The following is a 17836-nucleotide window of genomic DNA, read 5'->3' as shown; positions in this document are numbered from 1 at the left end:
TGCCCCCCCCCCCCCCCGAAACAGCCGGGTGGTCGGTGCGGGCAGCGGCACAGGGGGCGCATGACGAGGGTCCATGCACCCATTGTGAACGGGGCACGTCCATACTCAGCCGGCCCCTGCGCACCCGTCTAGGTGCGCCCGCTGGTGTGCTGCGGCAGGAATGTCCCGTGTGCGGCAGGTACGCTCAGCCGCGCGCCAGCTCGCTCAGCACCGCGTCCGAGAAGACGGGCCAGGCGGCCGCCGACCACTCGCCGAAGTTGCGGTCGGTCAGCGCCACACAGGCGACCTCGGCTGCGGGATCAACCCAGAGGAACGTCCCCGCCTGGCCGAAGTGCCCGAACGTGCCCGGGCTGTTCAGCGCGCCGGTCCAGTGCGGGTGCTTGCCGTCGCGGATCTCGAAGCCGAGCCCCCAGTCGTTCGGGTCCTGCCGCCCAAACCCGGGCAGCACCCCGTCGAGCCCGGGGAACACGACGTGCGTGGCCTCCGCGATCGTGTCCGGGTGGAGCACGCGCGGGTTCTGCAGTTCGGCGGCGAAGCGGCTGAGGTCCGCGACGGTCGAGATCGCGCCGGCCGCTGGCGGCCCCTCGAGCCGGGTCGCGGTCATGCCGAGCGGCTCCAGGATGCCCTCGCGGAGATACTCGGCGAAGGGCATCTCTGCACGCTCCTCGAACACCTCGGCGAGCACGTTGATCCCGCGGTTCGAGTACACCCGCCTGCGCCCGGGACGGGCGCGGAGAATGTCCTCCGAGAAGTCGTAGCCCGACGCGTGCGCGAGCAGGTGGCGCACGGTCGACCCCTCGGGGCCGGCCGGGTCGTCCAGCTCCAGCACGCCCTCCTCGATCCCCAGCAGGACCGCGGCGGCGCTCAGCAGCTTCGTCACCGAGGCGAGCTTGAACTCGCGATCCTGCGGCCCGTGGTGCCCGAGGATCCGGCCGTCCTTCGCGATCACCGCGGCGGCGGCGTGCTTCACGGGCCAGGTGTCAATGCTGCGCAGACTCTCCATGCCTCAACGCTACCGGGAACCGGCGCTCGGCGCGGCGGGCTCGGGCCGGTAGTAGACCGCGACCCGGCGCCCCTCGTGCTCCAGCACGTCGACGGGAGTCTCGAACACTCGCTCGAGCACCTCCGGGGTGATGATCTCCTCGGGCGTTCCGGAGGCCACCAGCTGCCCGTCGGCGAGGGCGACGATCCGGTCGGCGTAGGCCGCAGCGAAGTTGACGTCGTGGATCACAAGGATGACGGTCTTCCCGAGCGCGTCGGCCGCGGCGCGCACCTGCCCCATCATCCCGACGGCGTGGCGCATGTCGAGGCCGGTGAGCGGTTCGTCGAGGAGCACGTAGTCGGTGTCCTGGGCGAGCACCATCGCGACGAACGCGCGCTGCCGCTGCCCGCCGGAGAGCTCATCGATGAAGCGATCCTCCATCCCCGCGAGATCCAGGAACGCGATGGCCGCGTGGATCGCGCGCCGGTCGGTCTCCGTGATGCGCCCGCCGGAGTGCGGGAAGCGCCCGAAGGTGACGAGCTGCCGCACCGTGAGGCGCGCCATGAAGTGGTTCTCCTGCTTCAGGATCGACACGACGCGGGCGAGCTCGCGCGACTTGGCGGTGCGCACGTCGAGACCGCCCACCGTGACCCGCCCGCTGTCGGCCTCGAGCAGGCGCCCGATGATCGTCAGCATGGTCGACTTGCCCGCACCGTTCGGTCCGATGAGCGCGGTCACGCCGCCGCGCTCGATCGCGAGATCGATCGGGCCGAGCACCCGGCGCCCCTGATAGGACTTCCCGACGTTCGTGAGCTGGATCAACGCAGCCCCTTTCTGAGGAGGACGATGAGGAACAGGAGCCCGCCGATGAACTCGATGATGACGGTGACGAGACCGCCCGCGGCGAACACGTGCTTCAGGATGAAGGTGGCGCCCACGAGGGTGACGAGCCCGATGCCGATCGCGAGCGGCAGGATCTCGGTGTGCGAGTCGTTGCGGGCGAACTGGTAAGCGAGCGTCGCCACCAGGAAGCCGTAGAACGTCATGGGGCCCACCATGGTGACCGAGACGGAGACGAGCACCGCGACCAGCACGAGGATCGTGACGATCTCGCGGCGGTAGTGCACGCCGAGGCCGATCGCGGCGTCGCGGCCGAGCGCGACGACGTCGTAGACCCGCCGCTTGGACCAGACGAACGCAAGGATCAGGACCGCGATCGTCGCCGCGACCGGCAGGTACTCGACGTTGCCCTTGCCGATGCTGCCGAACAGCCGAGCGCTGAGCACGTCGAACTCGCTCGGGGTGAGGAGCCGCTGCATGAAGGTCGAGACGGAGCCGAAGCCGATCCCGAGGACGACGCCGACGAGGAGCAGGAGGTGCAGATTGGCGCGCTTGCCCGAGAAGAGCCAGCCGTAGAGGGCCGTGGCAAAGAGCACCATCAGACCGCTCTGGGCGAGGATCTTCGGGATCCCCTCCATCCCGGTCGCCGCCGTTCCGAACACGAACACGAGCGCCGTCTGCGTGAGCACGTAGAGCGCGTCGAAGCCGAGGATCGAGGGGGTGAGGATCCGGTTGGAGGTCGCGGTGTGGAAGAGCACGGTCGCGACGGACTGGCACACGGCGACGAGCGCGATCGTGCCGAGCGAGGCGAGCCGGGACTGCACGATGATCCAGAAGCCGGAGGAACCCACCGGCGCGGGGTTGCCGTAGCTCAGCACGGCGATCGCGAGCGCGACGGCGACCGTGTAGACGATCACGGTCGGCAGCGCGCGCCGCCAGCGCGGCGCGGCCGCCTCGGGCACCTCGGGGAGCTCGCCCGCGGAGCCGAGCTGGACGATGCTAGACACGCGCGCGCCCCCTCAGCAGGATCGCGATGAACACGACGGAGCCGATGATGCCGAGCACCATCGAGACCGGCACCTCGAACGGCATGCGAACGATCCGGCCGATGATGTCGCAGATGATGACGAGGGCGATGCCGCCGATGCAGACCCAGGGGAGGTTGCTGCGCACGTTGTCGCCGCGGAGCATGGCCACGACGTTCGGCACGACGAGGCCAAGGAAGGGCAGGAAGCCCACGACCACGACCGTGACGCCGGCCGAAACCGCGACGAGCGCCGTTCCCGCGATCACGATGGCCTCGTAGCTCATCCCGACGTTCGTGGCCACGTCGCGGCCGAGCCCGGCGACCGTGATCCGGTCGGCGAGGAGGAAGACGAGCAGCGTGACGACCGCCACGACCCACAGCACCTCGTAGCGGCCGCGCACCACGCTCGTGAAGCTCCCCATGAACCAGGTGCCCACCATCTGGAGGAGGTTGAACTGCACTGCGAGGAACGTGGTGAGCGCGCCCACGACGGCGCCGAGCATGATGCCGATGAGCGGAACCACGAGCGTCGTGCGGATCACGATCCTGCGCAGGATCAGCATGAACGCCATCGCACCGATGAAGGCGAACGCGCTCGAGATCACCATGCGCCCCACGATGCCGACGCTCGGTGCGAGGATTGCCGTGAGGAGCAGGCCGAGCGACGCCCACTCGGTCGTCCCGGAGGTCGTGGCGTCGACGAAGCGGTTCTGGGTGAGCATCTGCATCACGAGGCCGCTCGCGGCCATCGCGGCGCCCGCGAGCATGAGCGCGAGGGTGCGGGGCACGCGGGTGATCCAGAGCATCTCCGCGCCCATCTCTCCGTCCGAGAGGTCGTAGACCCCCACGAAGACGGAGAGCACGAGCAGGGCGACCACGATGAGCACGCCGATGATCAGCGGCCAGGCCGTGGCGCGGCGGGGCGGGGCGCTCGCGGCGGCGTCCGTCGGCCCGGCAGCGCCCGGCGCTGCGGCGCCGGAGGCAACGCGAGAGCGCCCGCTCATGCGAGCGGGCGCTCCGGGGCCGCGGGATCCCGCGGCACGGTCGTCAGTGGTCATGCCGCTGCGAAGGCGTCCTTGATGTCCGTGAACAGCGCGGTGTAGGCCTGGATGTCCTCGGTCAGGTAGAAGTTCGCGTCGAGGTAGATCAGGTTGCCCTCGGTGACCGCGGGCACGTTCTTCAGGGCCTCGGAGCCGGCGATGAGCTCGGCGGCGGGCAGCGAGCCCTCCTCGCGGTCCTCGGGAGCGAAGGCCGCGTCGCGGTCGAGCGCGATGATCCACTGCGGGTTCGAGGCGGCGATCGCCTCGACCGAGATGTCGTCGCCCTGGTGGTCGCTCGTCGCGCCCTCGACCTCGAGCGCGGGGACCAGATCCAGCGCGCCGAACACGGGACCGACCGAGCGGCCGACGCCCGGGGCGAGGTACCCGATCTTGCCGCCCGAGGTGTTCACGGCCATGACGGTGTCGGTGCCGTTGTAGGCCTCCTTCGCGTCAGCGATCGCGGCGTCGAGCTTGTCGTTCAGCTCCTTGGCCTCGTTCTTCTTGTCGAAGATCTGGCCGAGGATGTCGCTCTCGCGCTTCAGCTCGCTCATGAGGTCCTCGCCCTCGCGCGGGGCGATGTCGATCACAGCGGCGTCCGGGTTCTGCTTCTTGATCTCGTCGTACGAGTCGCCGAAGCGGTACCCCGCGATGATCAGGTCGGGCTGCGCCGCGACGATCGTCTCGAGGTTCGGCTCGCGGTGCGAGCCGATGTCGGCGACCGACTCGTCGAGGTACTTCGGCCACACCGTGCCCATGATGCCCTTGGGCGCTGCGGCGAGTTCCACGTCCCACGCATCGAGCGTCGAGAACACGTGGTTGTCGAGCGCGACGACGGTCTTCGGGTTGACCGGAACCTCGACCTCACCGTGGTTGTCGGTGATGGTCACGGTGCCCGACGCCGCGGGGGCCTCGGTCTCGGAGTCGCCGGCGGGGGCGCCGGTCGAGCATGCAGAGAACAGCAGGGTTGCGCCGAGCGCGAGGGCTGCGGCCGCCGAAGTGCGGGTGGTGCGAAGTGACACGTCGAATCCTCAGGTTGAACGGACATGGAAACGCGCTGCAGCGAGAGCATCGCGGCAGCGCGTCGGCCGCCCACTCGGAGCCGGAGCACAGTGGGCGATTGCGTCATTCAGCCTATGCTTACATTCATCTGATGTTCAAGTCGCAGCGCAAAAAGCCCCGGCCACTTCGGCGATTGCCAAGTGACCGGGGCGGGTGCCGCCGCGAGCGGGCGCCGCGCGCGTGCCGGCTCGCGCAGCGCGCTCAGGCGTGGTGCAGGTTCGGGAAGTGCTCGGCGGGGAAGGTCGTCTCGGTGTCGCCGAGCTGGCGCGCGAGCACCGTCGCCTTCGCCGCGTCCTCCAGGTTGAGCGCCCGGCGGTACGTCATCTCGATCGAGGCCCCCACGGCGGTGCAGCCGTGGTGCCGCATCACGACGCAGTCGTGCTCGGCGAGCTCGGCGGCCGCCGTGTCGGCGAGCTCGTCGGAGCCGTTCGGGTAGAACGGCGTAACGCCGATCGACTTCACGTAGAACGCGTGGTCGAGCGTGAGGAGGCGGATGTCGATCCCGAGCGTCGCGAGCAGGACCGCGTGCTGGGGATGGAGGTGGATCACGGCGTTCACATCGGCGCGCGCCTGGTAGGAGCGCTGGTGCAGCTTCCACTCGCTGGACGGCTTCGGGTTGCCGGAGACGACGGTACCGTCGACGTGCATGACGGTGAAGTCGCCGGGCCGCAGCCGGTCGAGCCAGGTGCCGGATCCGGTCACGATGAAGTGCTCGGCGTCCAGGCGCGCCGAGAGGTTGCCCCCGCTCGCGAGGACGAGCCCGCGGCGCACCGCGTCCGCCCCGACGTCCGAGAGTTCCAGGGCGACCGCTGCGCCCTCCTGGGTGTTGAGCATGCGATCCTCACTTGTCCGGCCGACCGCTCGTCACCCGAGACGGCGGCAATGCCCCTCACTGGGCTGCTGAGCGGCGTGAATATTCTCACGCTGCGCCGATCAGTTGTCAAACAACCGAGCAGGAATCACCCCTCGAATCACCTCCGCGGCTAGCCCGCGCGGCGGATGGTGAACGCGTAGCGCCCCTCGAGGAAGTACGTGCGCGAGTACAGCAGCGCCCGCGCGGAGCGGTCGAAGTGGACCTGGTCGAGCAGCACGTAGAGCGCCGGCTTCCCCACGGGCGAATCCCAGCCGATCCGGTCCGACTGCACCGCGTGCACCTCGGCCACGCCGTAGTGCGGGTGGAGGTTGCGCTCCTCGCGCAGGTAGGCGAACAGCGAGCCCTGCACAGCCTCGGGATCCTCCCCCTCGGGGAACACGCCGATCGGCATCAGGTCGTAGGAGTAGGCGACGACCTCCCCGTCGGCGAGGATCGTGCGGCGCAGCTCGAGCGCGTGGGCATCGCCCGAGAGCTCGAGCTTCTCGGCCTCGTCGGGGAGCAGAGGTCGAATCACTCGCCCCCGGTAGACCATGCCCGGCTCGCGCCCCGTGCTTCGGATCGACTCGGTGATCGAGTCGAGCCGTTCGAGGCCCGCGGTGACCGCCGGGCGCTCGGAGACGAAGCTGCCGACGCCGTGCTGGGTGCGCACGAGCGCAACGGTCTCGAGCTCGCGCAGCGCCGCCCGCACCGTCGGACGAGACACCCCGAATCGTTCTGCGAGCTGGGCTTCTGTCGGAAGCCGCTCCCCCTGAACGAACTCCTCGGAACGGATCGCAGCGCGCAGCCCGTCCGCGACGATCGCCACCCGCGATCCCGGCTTCGCCATGCCCGTCTCCTTTGCCCGCGGGCCCCTTGCCCGGATTTCGGTGCCCCCCAGTCTAGGTCATGGCGCGAATCGCATTTATGTGACCTCACTTGACAAGTTGTCAGTCAACCAATTACGTTTCTCGCGATAGCTCGCGCACTGCGACATTGACAACGCCGTCGAAAGGACCGCCATCCCCATGGTTCGCGCAATCGAGTGGATTGATGCCGCTGCAGATTCCCACATCCGCCTGATCGATCAGACGCGGCTCCCGTCCGAGGAGGTGTACCTCGAGGTCACGAGCATCGATCTGCTCATCGACGCGATCCAGCGCCTCGCGGTCCGCGGCGCCCCCGCGCTCGGCGCGGCCGGCGGCTACGGCGTCGCGCTCGCCCTGCTCGAGGCCGAGCGCGAGGGCTGGGACGCCGATCGCCTCACCGCCGCGATCGACGCCGTCGCGAACGCCCGCCCCACCGCGGTGAACCTCGCCTGGGGCGCGAAGCGCGTCGCCGGGTTCCGCGCCGAGGGCTTCGCGCGCACGCTCGCCGAGGCGCACGCGATCGCCACGGAGGACGAGGCCGCCAACCGCGAGCTCTCGCGCCTCGGCGCCGACTGGCTGCTCGCTCGGATCGGCGACCGCCCGCTGCGCGCCGTGACGCACTGCAACACGGGTGCGCTCGCGACCACCGCGTGGGGCACCGCCTACGGGATCCTCCACGAGCTGCACACGCGCGGCAAGCTGGAGCTCGTCTACGTCGACGAGACCCGCCCCCTGCTCCAGGGCAGCCGGCTCACGAGCTGGGAGCTGCACCAGGACGGGATCCCGCACCTCGTCGAGGTCGACGGGGCGGCGTCGAGCACGATTCTCCGCGGCCTGGTCGATTTCGCCGTGATCGGCGCCGACCGCATCACCGCGAACGGCGACACCGCGAACAAGGTCGGCTCGGTCGCCCTCGCACTCGCCTGCGCCCGCGCGGGCATCCCGTTCGTTGTCGCGGCACCGTACTCCACCGTCGACGAGGACACCGCGACGGGCGAGGAGATCGAGATCGAGGAGCGCGGCGACGAGGAGGTGCTCGCGTTCGGCGGCGTCTCCGTGGCGACCCCCGGCGTGCGCGCGTTCAACCCCGCCTTCGACGTCACCCCGCACGACATCATCTCCGCGATCGTCACCGAGCGCGGCGTCACCGAACCGTCCGTCGCCGCGCAGCCGCTCTTCGCCGCGGGCTCGGGCCAGTAACCGCAGCACCCCATTCCCGAAAGGAACGCAATGATGCGAAAGACCACCACCGCAGTTCTCGGCGCCGCGGCCGTCCTCGCGCTCGGCCTCGCCGGGTGCACGCAGGGCGAGCCCGCGAGCTCCGCGAAGCCCACCGACACCGGGAAGGTCGCCGAGGCGACGGCCGACGCACCCGCGCCCTTCGACGCCGACGGCGTGAAGATCGCGATCGTGCAGCAGTCCGGCCAGGGCGATTACTTCCAGCAGTACCTGAACGGCACCCGCCAGCAGGCCGACGCACTCGGCGTCGACCTCTCGGTGTTCGACGCGCAGGGCGACAACGCGACCCAGGCGACCCAGCTCGACCAGGCGATCGCCTCGGGCGTCGACGGGATCATCATCCGCCACGGCCTCCCCGACACCCTCTGCGAGGGCGTGAACCAGGCGCTCGACAAGGGCATCGTCGTCGCGATCTACGACGTCGAGATCCAGCAGTGCGCGCCCGAGGCCGTGCAGACGCAGCAGTCGGACGCGCTCATGGCGTCGCTCGTGCTCGACCAGATGGCTTCGGACATCGGCACGGGCGTCGAGGTCGGCTACGTCAACTACGACGGCATCGCCCCGCTCGACCGCCGCGACGCGGTGTGGCAGGAGTACCTCACGAAGCAGAGCTGGGACCAGAAGTTCAAGACCGGCAACTTCACGAACTCGACCGCGACCGATTCGGCGCCCATGGTGACCGCCGCGGTGCAGGCCAACTCGGGGATCACGGCGATCTACTCGCCCTACGACGAGTTCGCGAAGGGCACGCTCACGGGCCTCGACCAGGTGCCCGGCACCGAGGACGTGCGCGTCTACGGCGCCGACATCTCGACCGCCGACATCGAACTCATGACCGCCGAGGGCAGCCGCTGGGTCGCCACCGGCGCGACGGATCCGAACGCGATCGGCGCGGCCGTGATGCGCACCCTCGCGCTCAAGATGGCCGGCGAGCTGCAGACCGACACGGTCGACTTCCCGCCGATCCTCGTCACGCAGGACATGCTCCGCGAGAAGAACATCAAGAACATGGACGATCTGCGCGCCGCAGAGCCGTCGCTCAACATCTCCGAGGTGTCGAGCGCCGACTGGATCCCGGTCGTCTCCTTCTAATCCCGCGCGCGGGCGCCGGAATCGATCCGGCGCCCGCGCCCCTCCTCAAGGAGTTGTTGTCCCCATGCATGCGACGGAACCCGCGCAGTCCGCAGCGCTGCGCCTCGTCGGCCTGACGAAGAACTTCGGCGCGAACCGCGTCCTGAAGGGCGTCGACCTCGAACTCGTCCCCGGAACGGTCACGGCGCTCCTCGGCGCGAACGGCGCCGGCAAGTCGACCCTGATCAAGATCCTCGCGGGCGTGCACGCGCCGTCCGCCGGCGAGCTGCTGCTGAGCGGCGAGCCCGTCGACTTCGACACCCCCATGTCGGCCGCGCGCGCCGGTGTCCGCACCGTGCACCAGCGCATCGACGACGCGATCGTTCCCGGGCTGAGCGTCGCCGAGAATCTGCTCTTCGAGGAGATCGCGCTCCGCGAGGTGCCCCGCGTCGCTTCCCTGCGCTCGCTGCTCCCGCGCGCGCGGGAGATCGCGCAGACGCTCGACCTCGACTGGGACGACGCGTTCCTCCGCCAGGACGTGCACGAGCTTGGGATCGCGGACTGCCAGATGCTGCTCCTCGCGCGTGCGCTCTCCACGACTCCCCAGGTGCTCATCCTCGACGAGCCCACATCGACGCTCTCGCAGAACGAGGCCGAGCGCCTCTTCGCCCTCGTCACGAAGCTCCGCGACCGCGGTGTCGCGATCCTCTACGTGTCGCACCGGCTGAGCGAGATCAACGCGCTCGCGGATCGCCTCGCGGTGCTCCGCGACGGCCGCATCGTGAACGCGCAGCAGCTCCCCTTCGACCTGCAGGACGCCGTGCGCGCGATGCTCGGTGAGGGCGTGCTCGCCGACGCCGCCGAGCTCGAGGAGCTCCACGGCGGCGAGACGGCGCTCGCGATCCGCGGCCATCGCGTGTTCCCCGAGAGCGCGCCCATCGACCTCGAGGTCGCCGCGGGCGAGGTGACCGGCATCATCGGCCTCATCGGCGCGGGCAAGACCGAGCTCGCCGAGACAATCTTCGGCGCGCGCAAGCTGACGAGCGGCGAGATGTCCCTCGACGGGAGCCCCTTCGCGCCGCGCTCCCCGAAGGCGGCGATCGGCCAGGGCGTGTACCTCGTCCCCGAGGATCGCGCCGCTCAGGGCATGCTGCCCGGCTGGTCCGTGATGCGCACCCTCTCGCTCCCGTTCCTCGCCGATGTGGTGCGCAGCGGCGTGCTCGCCCCGGGGAAGGAGCGCGCCGCGGGCGCAGCCGCGATCGACCGCTTCTCCGTCGTGACGACGGGACCCGAGCAGTCGGTCGACGCGCTCTCCGGAGGCAACCAGCAGAAGGTCATGGTGGCGCGCTGGATGCAGCGCTCGCCCCGGGTCCTGCTCCTCGACGAGCCGTTCCGCGGCGTCGACATCGGCGCCCGGCGCGTCATCTCCCAGCGCGCACGCGAGCAGGCGGCCGACGGCTCGGCCGTCGTGATGATCTGCAGCGACGTCGACGAGGTCCGCGAGATGGCGGACCGGATCGTGGTGATGGTCGAGGGCCGCATCACCCTCGACGCGCGCGCCGCAGACATCAGCAATGAACAGATCATCCAGAGCATGACGGAGGTGGCCTGAGATGGCCGACACATCAGCAATTCCCGCACCGGTGCGGATCTCGGGCGCGGACCGCGCGCGTGACATCATCGTCAAGTACGGCTTCCTCGCCGTCACCGTGCTCGCGTTCGCGTTCTTCGCGATCACCGAGCCGGCCTTCGCGACCACGAACTCCATGTTCTCGATGCTGAAGTTCGCGTCTGTGACGGCGATCCTCGGCCTCGGCGTCATGTTCAGCATGATCGTCGGCGGCCTCGACCTGTCGATCGGCTCGGTCGCGGGACTCAGCGTGCAGCTCGCCGCGATGACGATGGTGTTCTACAACCTCACCGCGGGCATGGCGATCACGTTCGTGCTCGTGGCCGGCGTCCTCGTCGGTCTGCTCAACGCGTTCCTCATCGTCGTCTGCAAGATCCCGGATCTCCTCGCCACCCTCGGCATGATGTTCGTGATCCAGGGCGCGAAGATGATCCCCGTCTCCGGCCAGTCGGTGTCCTCCGGCATGACCATGCCCGACGGCACGACCGCGCCCGGCAAGTTCGATCCCGCGTTCCTCCTCATCGACCGCGGCACGGTCGGCCCCGTGCCGATCCCCGTGATCGTCATGCTCGTGCTCGTGACCGCCTGCTGGTTCATCCTCACGAAGACCTCCTGGGGCCGGATCCTGTACGCGATCGGCGCGAACCCCGAGGCCGCTCGCCTCTCCGGCATCCGCGTGGGCTTCCACCGCGGCGCCGCCTACGTCGTCTCCTCCGTCTTCGCGTCGGTCGCCGGCATCATCCTCGTGGCCCGGATCGGTCAGGGCGACGTCAACGCCGGCGCGTCGAGCCTCCTCGAGGCCGTCGCCGTCGCGCTCGTCGGCACCTCGGTGCTCGGCCTGAACAAGCCGAACGCCTGGGGCACGCTGCTCGGCGCGGTGCTCGTCGTGATCGTGCTCACGGGCATGACGATGATGGGCTTCGAGTACTACTACCAGGACACCGCGAAGGGCCTCGTGGTGATCGTCGCGCTGCTCTTCTCCTTCACGCTGTCCCGGAAGAAGGCGCGCTACACGCCCGCGACCTGAGGGTGGGGGTCGCCCGCAGTCGCGGGCGACCCCCACCCCGCCGGAACCGCTCCCCGTCCCCGCCCCTTCGAAAGGCACCCCATGTCGCACGAGTACACCTTCCTCGACGCCGAGAACATCGCCGACTACCTCCGCTCCCGCCCCGAGACCGCAGGCCGCATCGACGCGGACCGCATCGCCTCCGTGCGCGAGATCGGCGACGGCAACCTGAACCTCGTCTTCCACGTCATCGACGCGGACGGGCGCGGGATCATCCTGAAGCAAGCCCTCCCCTACGTCCGCATGGTGGGCGCGGGCTGGCCGATGACGCCCGAGCGGGCGGCCCGCGAGGCCGACTCGCTCGCGACGCACCACGCGCTCACCCCCGAGCTCGTCGTCGAGGTCGTGGCCTACGATCCCGAGCGGTTCATCATCGTGCTCGAGGACCTGTCGGATCACGCCGTCTGGCGCGATGCGCTCAACCGCTCGGAGCGCCACGAGGACGTCGCCCGCCGCCTCGGCGCCTACGTCGCCGCGCTCGCGGTCGGCACCTCGGTGCTCGGGCAGGATCGACTGCTCGTCGCCCAGCGCATCGCCGAGACCCAGAACCCCGAGCTCTGCACGATCACGGAGGATCTCGTCTTCACCGAGCCGGTGTTCGACGCGGGCCGCAACGAGGTCCTGCCCGAGAATGCGCAGGATGCGGCGGATCTCGCCGCAGACCCCGCCTTCGCCGCCGCGATGGCCGAGGCGAAGTGGCGCTTCATGACGCAGGCCGAGGCGCTCATCCACGGCGATCTGCACACGGGCTCCGTCATGGTCCGCGGCGCCGATGGCGCCGTCGCCGACTCGGTGAAGGTCTTCGACTCGGAGTTCGCGTTCTACGGGCCGATCGCGTTCGACCTCGGCGCGCTCTTCGCCAACTACGCGTTCGCGGCGGCGCGCGCCACGGCGCTCGGCGAGCACGAGCGGGCGTCGTGGGCGCTCGGCCTCGCCGCCGAGACCTGGGAGGCCTTCGCCGCGGAGTTCGCGCAGCGTGCGGCCTCGTGGCACGAGACCCGGCTCTTCGGCGCCGCGTTCGTCGAGCGGCGCCTCGCGCGGATCCTCCAGGAGTCGCTGCTCTTCGCCTCGGCGAAGATGGCCCGGCGCATCGTCGGCGCCGCGAAGGTACGCGACATCGAGTCGCTCGACCCGGAGCTGCGCGCCCCCGCCGCACGCGCGGTGCTCACGGCCGCACGCGCGGTCGCGGCAGAGTGGGAGCAGGCCGAGGACATCTCCGCGTTCACCCGCCTCGTCGGGGCTTCCGTCCTCGCCTAGGGCGCAGCGCGCAAAACGACGACGGCCCCGGGCGCGCGCCCGGGGCCGTCGTCGTGTTGCGCGGGATCAGCCGAGCTCGGCCACGCGCGCGATGATCCGCTCGTGCAGTTCGTCCACCGGGGCGGTGGCGTCGAGCACGAGGAACCGCTCGGGATCCGCGGCGGCCAGCGCGAGGAACCCGGAGCGCACGGCATCGTGGAACGCCTCGGCCTCCGCTTCGAGACGGTCGCTCGCCCCGCCGCGCGCCCGGCGGCGCTCGGCCGCGGCAGCGGTCGGCAGATCCAAGAGGACCGTCAGGTGGGGCCAGAGCCCCTCGACGGCCCACTCGCTGAGTGCGCGCACCTCGCCGACGTCGAGCACGCGGCCCGCGCCCTGGTAGGCGAGCGAGGAGTCGATGTAGCGGTCCTGCACCACGGCGGCACCGCGGGCAAGCGCGGGGCGCACGACGGCGGCGACGTGCTGCGCGCGGTCGGCGGCGTAGAGCAGGGCCTCCGCGCGGGGGTCCACCGCGCCGATCTCGTCCCCGCCGTGGAGCAGCAAGCGACGGATCTCGGCGCCGAGCGGTGTACCGCCGGGTTCGCGGGTGCGCACGACCTCGCGGCCGCGCGCGGCGAACCACTCCTGGAGCAGCTCGGCCTGGGTGGTCTTCCCCGCCCCATCACCCCCCTCGAGGGTGATGAAGATCCCGCGCACCTCGCTCACTCGCCCGCTGCCGCGGCGGCCTCGGCCGCCTTCTTCGCCGCGTTCGCCTTGCGCGTCTCCGCCGCCTTCTTCGCGGCTGCGGAGCGCGCGGGGTCGACCGCCTTCGCCGCGGTCTTCTTGGCGGGTGCCTTCTTCGCGGGCGCCTTCTTCTTCGCCGCGGCCTTCTTCGCGGGCGCCTTCTTCTTCGCCGGGCCCTTGGCTCGCTTGATCGCGAGCAGCTCGATCGCGCGCTCGAACGTGATGTCCTCGACGCTGTCGCCGCGCGGGATCGTCGCGTTCGTCTCACCGTCGGTCACGTAGGGGCCGAAACGGCCGTCGCGCACGCGCACCGGCTTCCCGCTCACGGGATCCGCGTCGAATTCCTTCAGCGCGCTCGACGCCTTGCGTGCGCCGTACTTCGGCTGCGCGAAGAGCTCCTGCGCGCCCGCGAGGTCGATCGCGAAGATCGCGTCCTCGCTCGGCAGCGAGCGCGTGTCGGTGCCCTTCTTCAGGTAGGCGCCGTAGCGCCCGTTCTGCGCGGTGATCTCGGTGCCCGTCTCGGGGTCTGCACCGACCACGCGCGGCAGATCGAGCAGCGCGGTGGCGGTCTCAAGATCGACGGTCGCGGGATCCATGCTCTTGAAGAGGGAGGCGGTGCGCGGCTTCTGCCCCTTCGGCAGTTCCTCGCCCTCGTCCGGGAGCTCGGTCACGTAGGGGCCGAAGCGACCGTTCTTCGCGATGATGCGCTTGCCCGTGGTGGGGTGCAGACCGACCACGCGGTCTTCCGCGGGCTCCGCGTCGGCGAGCTCGTGCGCCTTCGCCGGCGTCAGCTCGTCGGGCGCGAGCCCGTCCGGGATGTTCACGGTGCGCGGCTTGAGCGCGCCATCCTCGCCGACCTCGCTCTTCTCGTCGAAGACCTCGAGGTACGGGCCGTACTTGCCGTTGCGGAGGGAGATCTCGTCGTCGATGCGGATCGTGTTGATCGCCCGCGCGTCGATCTCGCCGAGGTTGTCGACGACGCCGCGGAGGCCCGGGTGGGCGTCCGTGCCGAAGTAGAACTCGCCGAGCCACTTGCTGCGGTCGGTCTCGCCCGCAGCGATCCGGTCGAGGTCGTTCTCCATCTCGGCCGTGAAGTCGTAGTTCACGAGCGCGCTGAAATGCTCCTCGAGGAGCCGCACCACGGAGAACGCGATCCAGCTCGGGACGAGGGCCTGCCCCTTCTTCGTGACGTAGCCGCGGTCCATGATCGTGCTGATGATCGCCGCGTACGTCGACGGGCGCCCGATGCCGAGCTCCTCGAGTCGCTTCGTGAGGCTCGCCTCGGTGTAGCGCGGGGGCGGGCTCGTCTCGTGGCCCTTGGCCTCGGGATCGGTGACCGCGAGCTGCTGGCCGGTGCTGAGCTGCGGGAGCGACACGTTCTGCTCGGCGTCGCCGCGCTTCTCGTCGCGCCCTTCCTCGTACGCGAGGAGGAAGCCGGGGAAGGTGATGACGGTGCCGCTCGCCGTGAACTCGACGGAGGTGGGCGCCGTACGATCCGCCTCGGTGACGCTCGCCTCGAGCGTGACCGTGTCGGTCGAGCCCTTGGCGTCGGCCATCTGGCTCGCCACGGTGCGCTTCCAGATCAGCTCGTAGAGGGCGTGCTCGCCCTGCGTCAGCTTGCCCTTGAGCGCGGTCGGCCGCTGGAACACGTCGCCGGCGGGGCGGATGGCCTCGTGGGCCTCCTGCGCACCCTTCGCCTTGCCCGTGTAGACGCGGGGCTTCTCGGGGAGCGTTTCCGCGCCGTACAGTTCCGCGGCCTGCGAGCGCGCCGCCTGGATCGCCTGCTTCGAGAGCGTGGGCGAGTCGGTACGCATATAGGTGATGTAGCCGTTCTCGTAGAGCGACTGCGCGAACGACATGGTCTGGCGCGAGCTGTAGCGCAGCTTGCGCGAGGCCTCCTGCTGCAGCGTGGAGGTGGTGAACGGTGCGGCGGGGCGGCGCGTGTGCGGCTTCGTCTCGACGGAGCGCACGTTCGCGGGCGTATCCGCCGTGATGAGCGCGGCGAGCGCTTCGGCGCGGGCCTGCGCGAGCGGGACGGCCCCGGCCTTCTGGGCCTTCGCGGTGAGCTCGCCGTCGTCGCCGAAGTCGCCGCCGGTGGCGAGGCGCTGGCCGTCGAGGCGCACGAGGCGGGCGGCGAACGCCGTCACATCGGGCGCGTCGGCTGCGGGGTGGAACGTCGCGGTGAGGTCCCAGTACTCGGCGGCGCGGAACGCCTGGCGCTCGCGCTCGCGGTCGACCACGAGGCGGGTCGCCGCCGACTGCACGCGGCCTGCGGAGAGCTTCGGTGCGACCTTGCGCCACAGTACGGGCGAGATGTCGTACCCGTAGAGGCGGTCGAGGATGCGGCGGGTCTCCTGCGCGTCGACGAGCGCGGTGTCGAGGTCGCGGGTGTTCTGCTTGGCCTGCTCGATGGCCTCCTGCGTGATCTCGTGGAAGACCATGCGTCGGACGGGCACCTTGGGCTTGAGGACTTCCAGGAGGTGCCAGGCGATCGCCTCTCCCTCCCGGTCCTCATCGGTTGCGAGCCAGACTTCGTCGGCGCCCTTGAGCGCGCGCTTCAGCTCGGAGACCGTTTTCTTCTTGTTGTCGTTGACGACGTAGTAGGGCGCGAAGTCGTTCTCGACGTCGACGGCGAACTTGCCGAACGGGCCCTTCTTGAGTTCGGCGGGGAGCTCGGAGGGCTCCGCAAGGTCGCGCACATGGCCCACGGACGCGATGACCTCGTAGTCGTCGCCCAGATAGCCGCCAATCGTCTTCGCCTTGGTCGGCGACTCGACGATCACAAGTTTCTTCGTACCCGCCACGGGGTCTCCTTCATTGCTTCGAGCGCGGCGCGCGCGTGTCCGCCGCCGTCACTCAGGGTTCTGCACCGAAACGATACACAGGATCACCGGGGAAATCGGCATGCTCCGAGTCGATGTTTCTCCTCTCTATTATGGGGGCCTCCATTTCACGTGCGTTTCAGGGTCGTTCTCCGGCGCGCTGCCCGCCGTTTCCGAGGACGGTGAATGGGTCGATGTCGGGGAAGGCATTTCGCGGACCGCTCGCGATCGTGAAGTGGCTGTGCGGGCCCGAGGTGCAGCCGCTCATCCCGGCACGGGCGACGGGCTGCCCGGGAGCCACCACGGATCCCACGCGGATCCCGAGCGTCTCGGGAGAGCCCGGTTCAATGTGGTTGTGCGAGCTGAAGAGCGTGCGCCCCGCGATCTCGTGTCGGATGATCACCGTGTGATTCGCCCCGCGCCACCAGTCCGGCTGTGCGAGGCACGCTCCGGGAGTCGGGCCGCCATCGGCGCCCACGAACACGACGACCCCCGAGTTCGGCGCGAGGAGATGCCCGCCCAGCGGAACGTCGAGATCGATCGCGAAGCCGTCATGGAATCCCTGTGTCAGTCCACGGCTCGCCGCGGGCCAGACCCAGCCGGCCCCCACTCCCGTGCCTGAGCCCGGGTGGCCTGGCTCGTCCGGCCCATCCGGGTGCCCGGCGCCACCCGGAGACGGGGGCGGTCCCGCGTGCGCCCGGCCTTCCGCACCCCCGAGCGGGGCTCCGATCCGCACGCGGACCCGCGCCGCACCGCGGCGTTCCTCAACCGTGCACTCGATCACGGAGGCGTCCATCTCGGCGGCGACGGCACCCGCGATCTCGCACGGCTCCGCGGTGATCCACCCGCTCGCGGCATCGGCTGCGGCGAGCGCCGCGGCATCGGCCGCAGCGCTCGCACGGTGCCGGGCTTCGAGCTGCCCTGCCGCGGCGAGCACCGGAAGTCCGAGGCAGACCGCGGCGGCGGCGCACGCGAGGAGCGCGGGGGCGCTCATGCTGCTCCCTCGCTCACGGCTGCGCAGGATTCGACGCTGAGCGTCACGACGCGCAGGAGCCCTTCGGCAGGTTTCGTCCGCAGGGTGACGCAGAGCACGCCCTCGTGATTCTCGCGGGACACGGTTGTTCCCGCTGGAAGCCAAGCGAGGTGCTGCTCGGCCGCCCCTCGCTCGCCCCGCGCCTCGGCCCGGCAGAGCTCTGCCGCGATCGAGACGAGGGCGATGCGGTGGGCGGCGAGCCACACCCCGCCGATCACGAGCCCGAGCACGGCGACGACTGCGGGAAGCACGACGGCGAATTCGGCGGTGACCGAACCTCGCTCGTCGCGCAGGAACTCACGCGCGCTCACTCACTCACTCACTCACTCAC

The 17836-nt window shown here is 70.3% G+C and carries 16 protein-coding genes; 5 read left to right on the top strand and 11 right to left on the bottom strand.

Going from position 1 to position 17836, the window contains the following annotated elements; genetic code table 11:
- Positions 1–184 precede the first annotated feature (184 nt).
- The 7 genes from U874_RS0103645 to U874_RS0103615 form a co-directional block, all read right to left on the bottom strand.
- A complete protein-coding gene (locus U874_RS0103645) occupies positions 185–1003 on the bottom strand; it encodes a serine hydrolase (protein ID WP_025133189.1) in 819 nt (272 codons plus the stop codon).
- 9 nt (positions 1004–1012) lie between these two features.
- A complete protein-coding gene (locus tag U874_RS0103640; protein ID WP_025133188.1) occupies positions 1013–1804 on the bottom strand; it encodes an ABC transporter ATP-binding protein in 792 nt (263 codons plus the stop codon).
- Complete coding sequence (locus U874_RS0103635) at positions 1801–2829, bottom strand: iron chelate uptake ABC transporter family permease subunit (RefSeq protein ID WP_025133187.1); 1029 nt, start codon at positions 2827–2829, stop codon at positions 1801–1803. The genes U874_RS0103640 and U874_RS0103635 overlap by 4 nt, the downstream gene beginning before the upstream one ends.
- Positions 2822–3907, bottom strand: a complete 1086-nt coding sequence (locus U874_RS0103630; RefSeq protein WP_029987567.1) for an iron chelate uptake ABC transporter family permease subunit — start codon at positions 3905–3907, stop codon at positions 2822–2824. The genes U874_RS0103635 and U874_RS0103630 overlap by 8 nt, the downstream gene beginning before the upstream one ends.
- Positions 3904–4908, bottom strand: a complete 1005-nt coding sequence (locus U874_RS0103625) for a siderophore ABC transporter substrate-binding protein (protein ID WP_025133185.1) — start codon at positions 4906–4908, stop codon at positions 3904–3906. The genes U874_RS0103630 and U874_RS0103625 overlap by 4 nt, the downstream gene beginning before the upstream one ends.
- A gap of 241 nt (positions 4909–5149) precedes the next feature.
- Complete coding sequence (locus tag U874_RS0103620; RefSeq protein ID WP_025133184.1) at positions 5150–5782, bottom strand: class II aldolase/adducin family protein; 633 nt, start codon at positions 5780–5782, stop codon at positions 5150–5152.
- Between the two features lie 149 nt (positions 5783–5931).
- Positions 5932–6648 carry a GntR family transcriptional regulator gene (locus tag U874_RS0103615; protein WP_025133183.1) on the bottom strand — a complete coding sequence of 239 codons (717 nt, stop codon included), beginning with the start codon at positions 6646–6648 and terminating at the stop codon, positions 5932–5934.
- 178 nt (positions 6649–6826) lie between these two features.
- On the opposite strand from U874_RS0103615, the gene mtnA reads away from it, so the two are divergent.
- The 5 genes from mtnA (at position 6827) to mtnK (ending at position 12930) form a co-directional block, all read left to right on the top strand.
- Entirely contained in the window at positions 6827–7867 is a 1041-nt protein-coding gene (mtnA, locus tag U874_RS0103610) for an S-methyl-5-thioribose-1-phosphate isomerase (RefSeq protein WP_051582785.1), read from the top strand.
- A 33-nt stretch (positions 7868–7900) separates the two neighbouring features.
- Positions 7901–8998 carry a substrate-binding domain-containing protein gene (locus tag U874_RS0103605; RefSeq protein WP_115651488.1) on the top strand — a complete coding sequence of 366 codons (1098 nt, stop codon included), beginning with the start codon at positions 7901–7903 and terminating at the stop codon, positions 8996–8998.
- Between the two features lie 64 nt (positions 8999–9062).
- On the top strand, positions 9063–10589 hold the full coding sequence (locus tag U874_RS0103600) for a sugar ABC transporter ATP-binding protein (protein WP_025133180.1): 1527 nt from the start codon (positions 9063–9065) through the stop codon (positions 10587–10589).
- Position 10590: 1 nt separating this feature from the next.
- Positions 10591–11634, top strand: a complete 1044-nt coding sequence (locus U874_RS0103595; RefSeq protein ID WP_025133179.1) for an ABC transporter permease — start codon at positions 10591–10593, stop codon at positions 11632–11634.
- A gap of 81 nt (positions 11635–11715) precedes the next feature.
- Complete coding sequence (gene mtnK, locus U874_RS0103590) at positions 11716–12930, top strand: S-methyl-5-thioribose kinase (protein ID WP_025133178.1); 1215 nt, start codon at positions 11716–11718, stop codon at positions 12928–12930.
- Positions 12931–12996: 66 nt separating this feature from the next.
- Here mtnK and tmk read toward each other — a convergent pair whose 3' ends face one another.
- The 4 genes from tmk to U874_RS14110 form a co-directional block, all read right to left on the bottom strand.
- Positions 12997–13623, bottom strand: coding sequence for a dTMP kinase (gene tmk, locus U874_RS0103585; protein WP_025133177.1), 627 nt, complete (start codon positions 13621–13623; stop codon positions 12997–12999).
- 5 nt (positions 13624–13628) lie between these two features.
- On the bottom strand, positions 13629–16454 hold the full coding sequence (topA, locus tag U874_RS0103580; protein ID WP_025133176.1) for a type I DNA topoisomerase: 2826 nt from the start codon (positions 16452–16454) through the stop codon (positions 13629–13631).
- Between the two features lie 157 nt (positions 16455–16611).
- On the bottom strand, positions 16612–17466 hold the full coding sequence (locus U874_RS0103575) for a M23 family metallopeptidase (protein WP_025133175.1): 855 nt from the start codon (positions 17464–17466) through the stop codon (positions 16612–16614).
- A complete protein-coding gene (locus U874_RS14110; protein ID WP_025133174.1) occupies positions 17463–17816 on the bottom strand; it encodes a hypothetical protein in 354 nt (117 codons plus the stop codon). The genes U874_RS0103575 and U874_RS14110 overlap by 4 nt, the downstream gene beginning before the upstream one ends.
- Between the last annotated feature and the right edge of the window lie 20 nt (positions 17817–17836).

This window comes from Leucobacter sp. PH1c (assembly GCF_000633415.1).
GTDB lineage: Bacteria > Actinomycetota > Actinomycetes > Actinomycetales > Microbacteriaceae > Leucobacter.
The sequence above is the reverse complement of the archived record's forward strand: the minus strand, read 5'-3'. Positions and strand labels throughout refer to the sequence as shown.

Coding starts and splice junctions, on each gene's coding strand:
- mtnA (WP_051582785.1), top strand. CDS start 6,827: ATGGTTCGCGCAATCGAGTGGATTGATGCCGCTGCAGATTCCCACATC.
- mtnK (WP_025133178.1), top strand. CDS start 11,716: ATGTCGCACGAGTACACCTTCCTCGACGCCGAGAACATCGCCGACTAC.
- U874_RS0103620 (WP_025133184.1), bottom strand. CDS start 5,782: ATGCTCAACACCCAGGAGGGCGCAGCGGTCGCCCTGGAACTCTCGGAC.
- U874_RS0103605 (WP_115651488.1), top strand. CDS start 7,901: ATGCGAAAGACCACCACCGCAGTTCTCGGCGCCGCGGCCGTCCTCGCG.
- U874_RS0103615 (WP_025133183.1), bottom strand. CDS start 6,648: ATGGCGAAGCCGGGATCGCGGGTGGCGATCGTCGCGGACGGGCTGCGC.
- U874_RS0103595 (WP_025133179.1), top strand. CDS start 10,591: ATGGCCGACACATCAGCAATTCCCGCACCGGTGCGGATCTCGGGCGCG.
- U874_RS0103600 (WP_025133180.1), top strand. CDS start 9,063: ATGCATGCGACGGAACCCGCGCAGTCCGCAGCGCTGCGCCTCGTCGGC.
- U874_RS0103630 (WP_029987567.1), bottom strand. CDS start 3,907: ATGACCACTGACGACCGTGCCGCGGGATCCCGCGGCCCCGGAGCGCCC.
- U874_RS0103645 (WP_025133189.1), bottom strand. CDS start 1,003: ATGGAGAGTCTGCGCAGCATTGACACCTGGCCCGTGAAGCACGCCGCC.
- U874_RS0103575 (WP_025133175.1), bottom strand. CDS start 17,466: ATGAGCGCCCCCGCGCTCCTCGCGTGCGCCGCCGCCGCGGTCTGCCTC.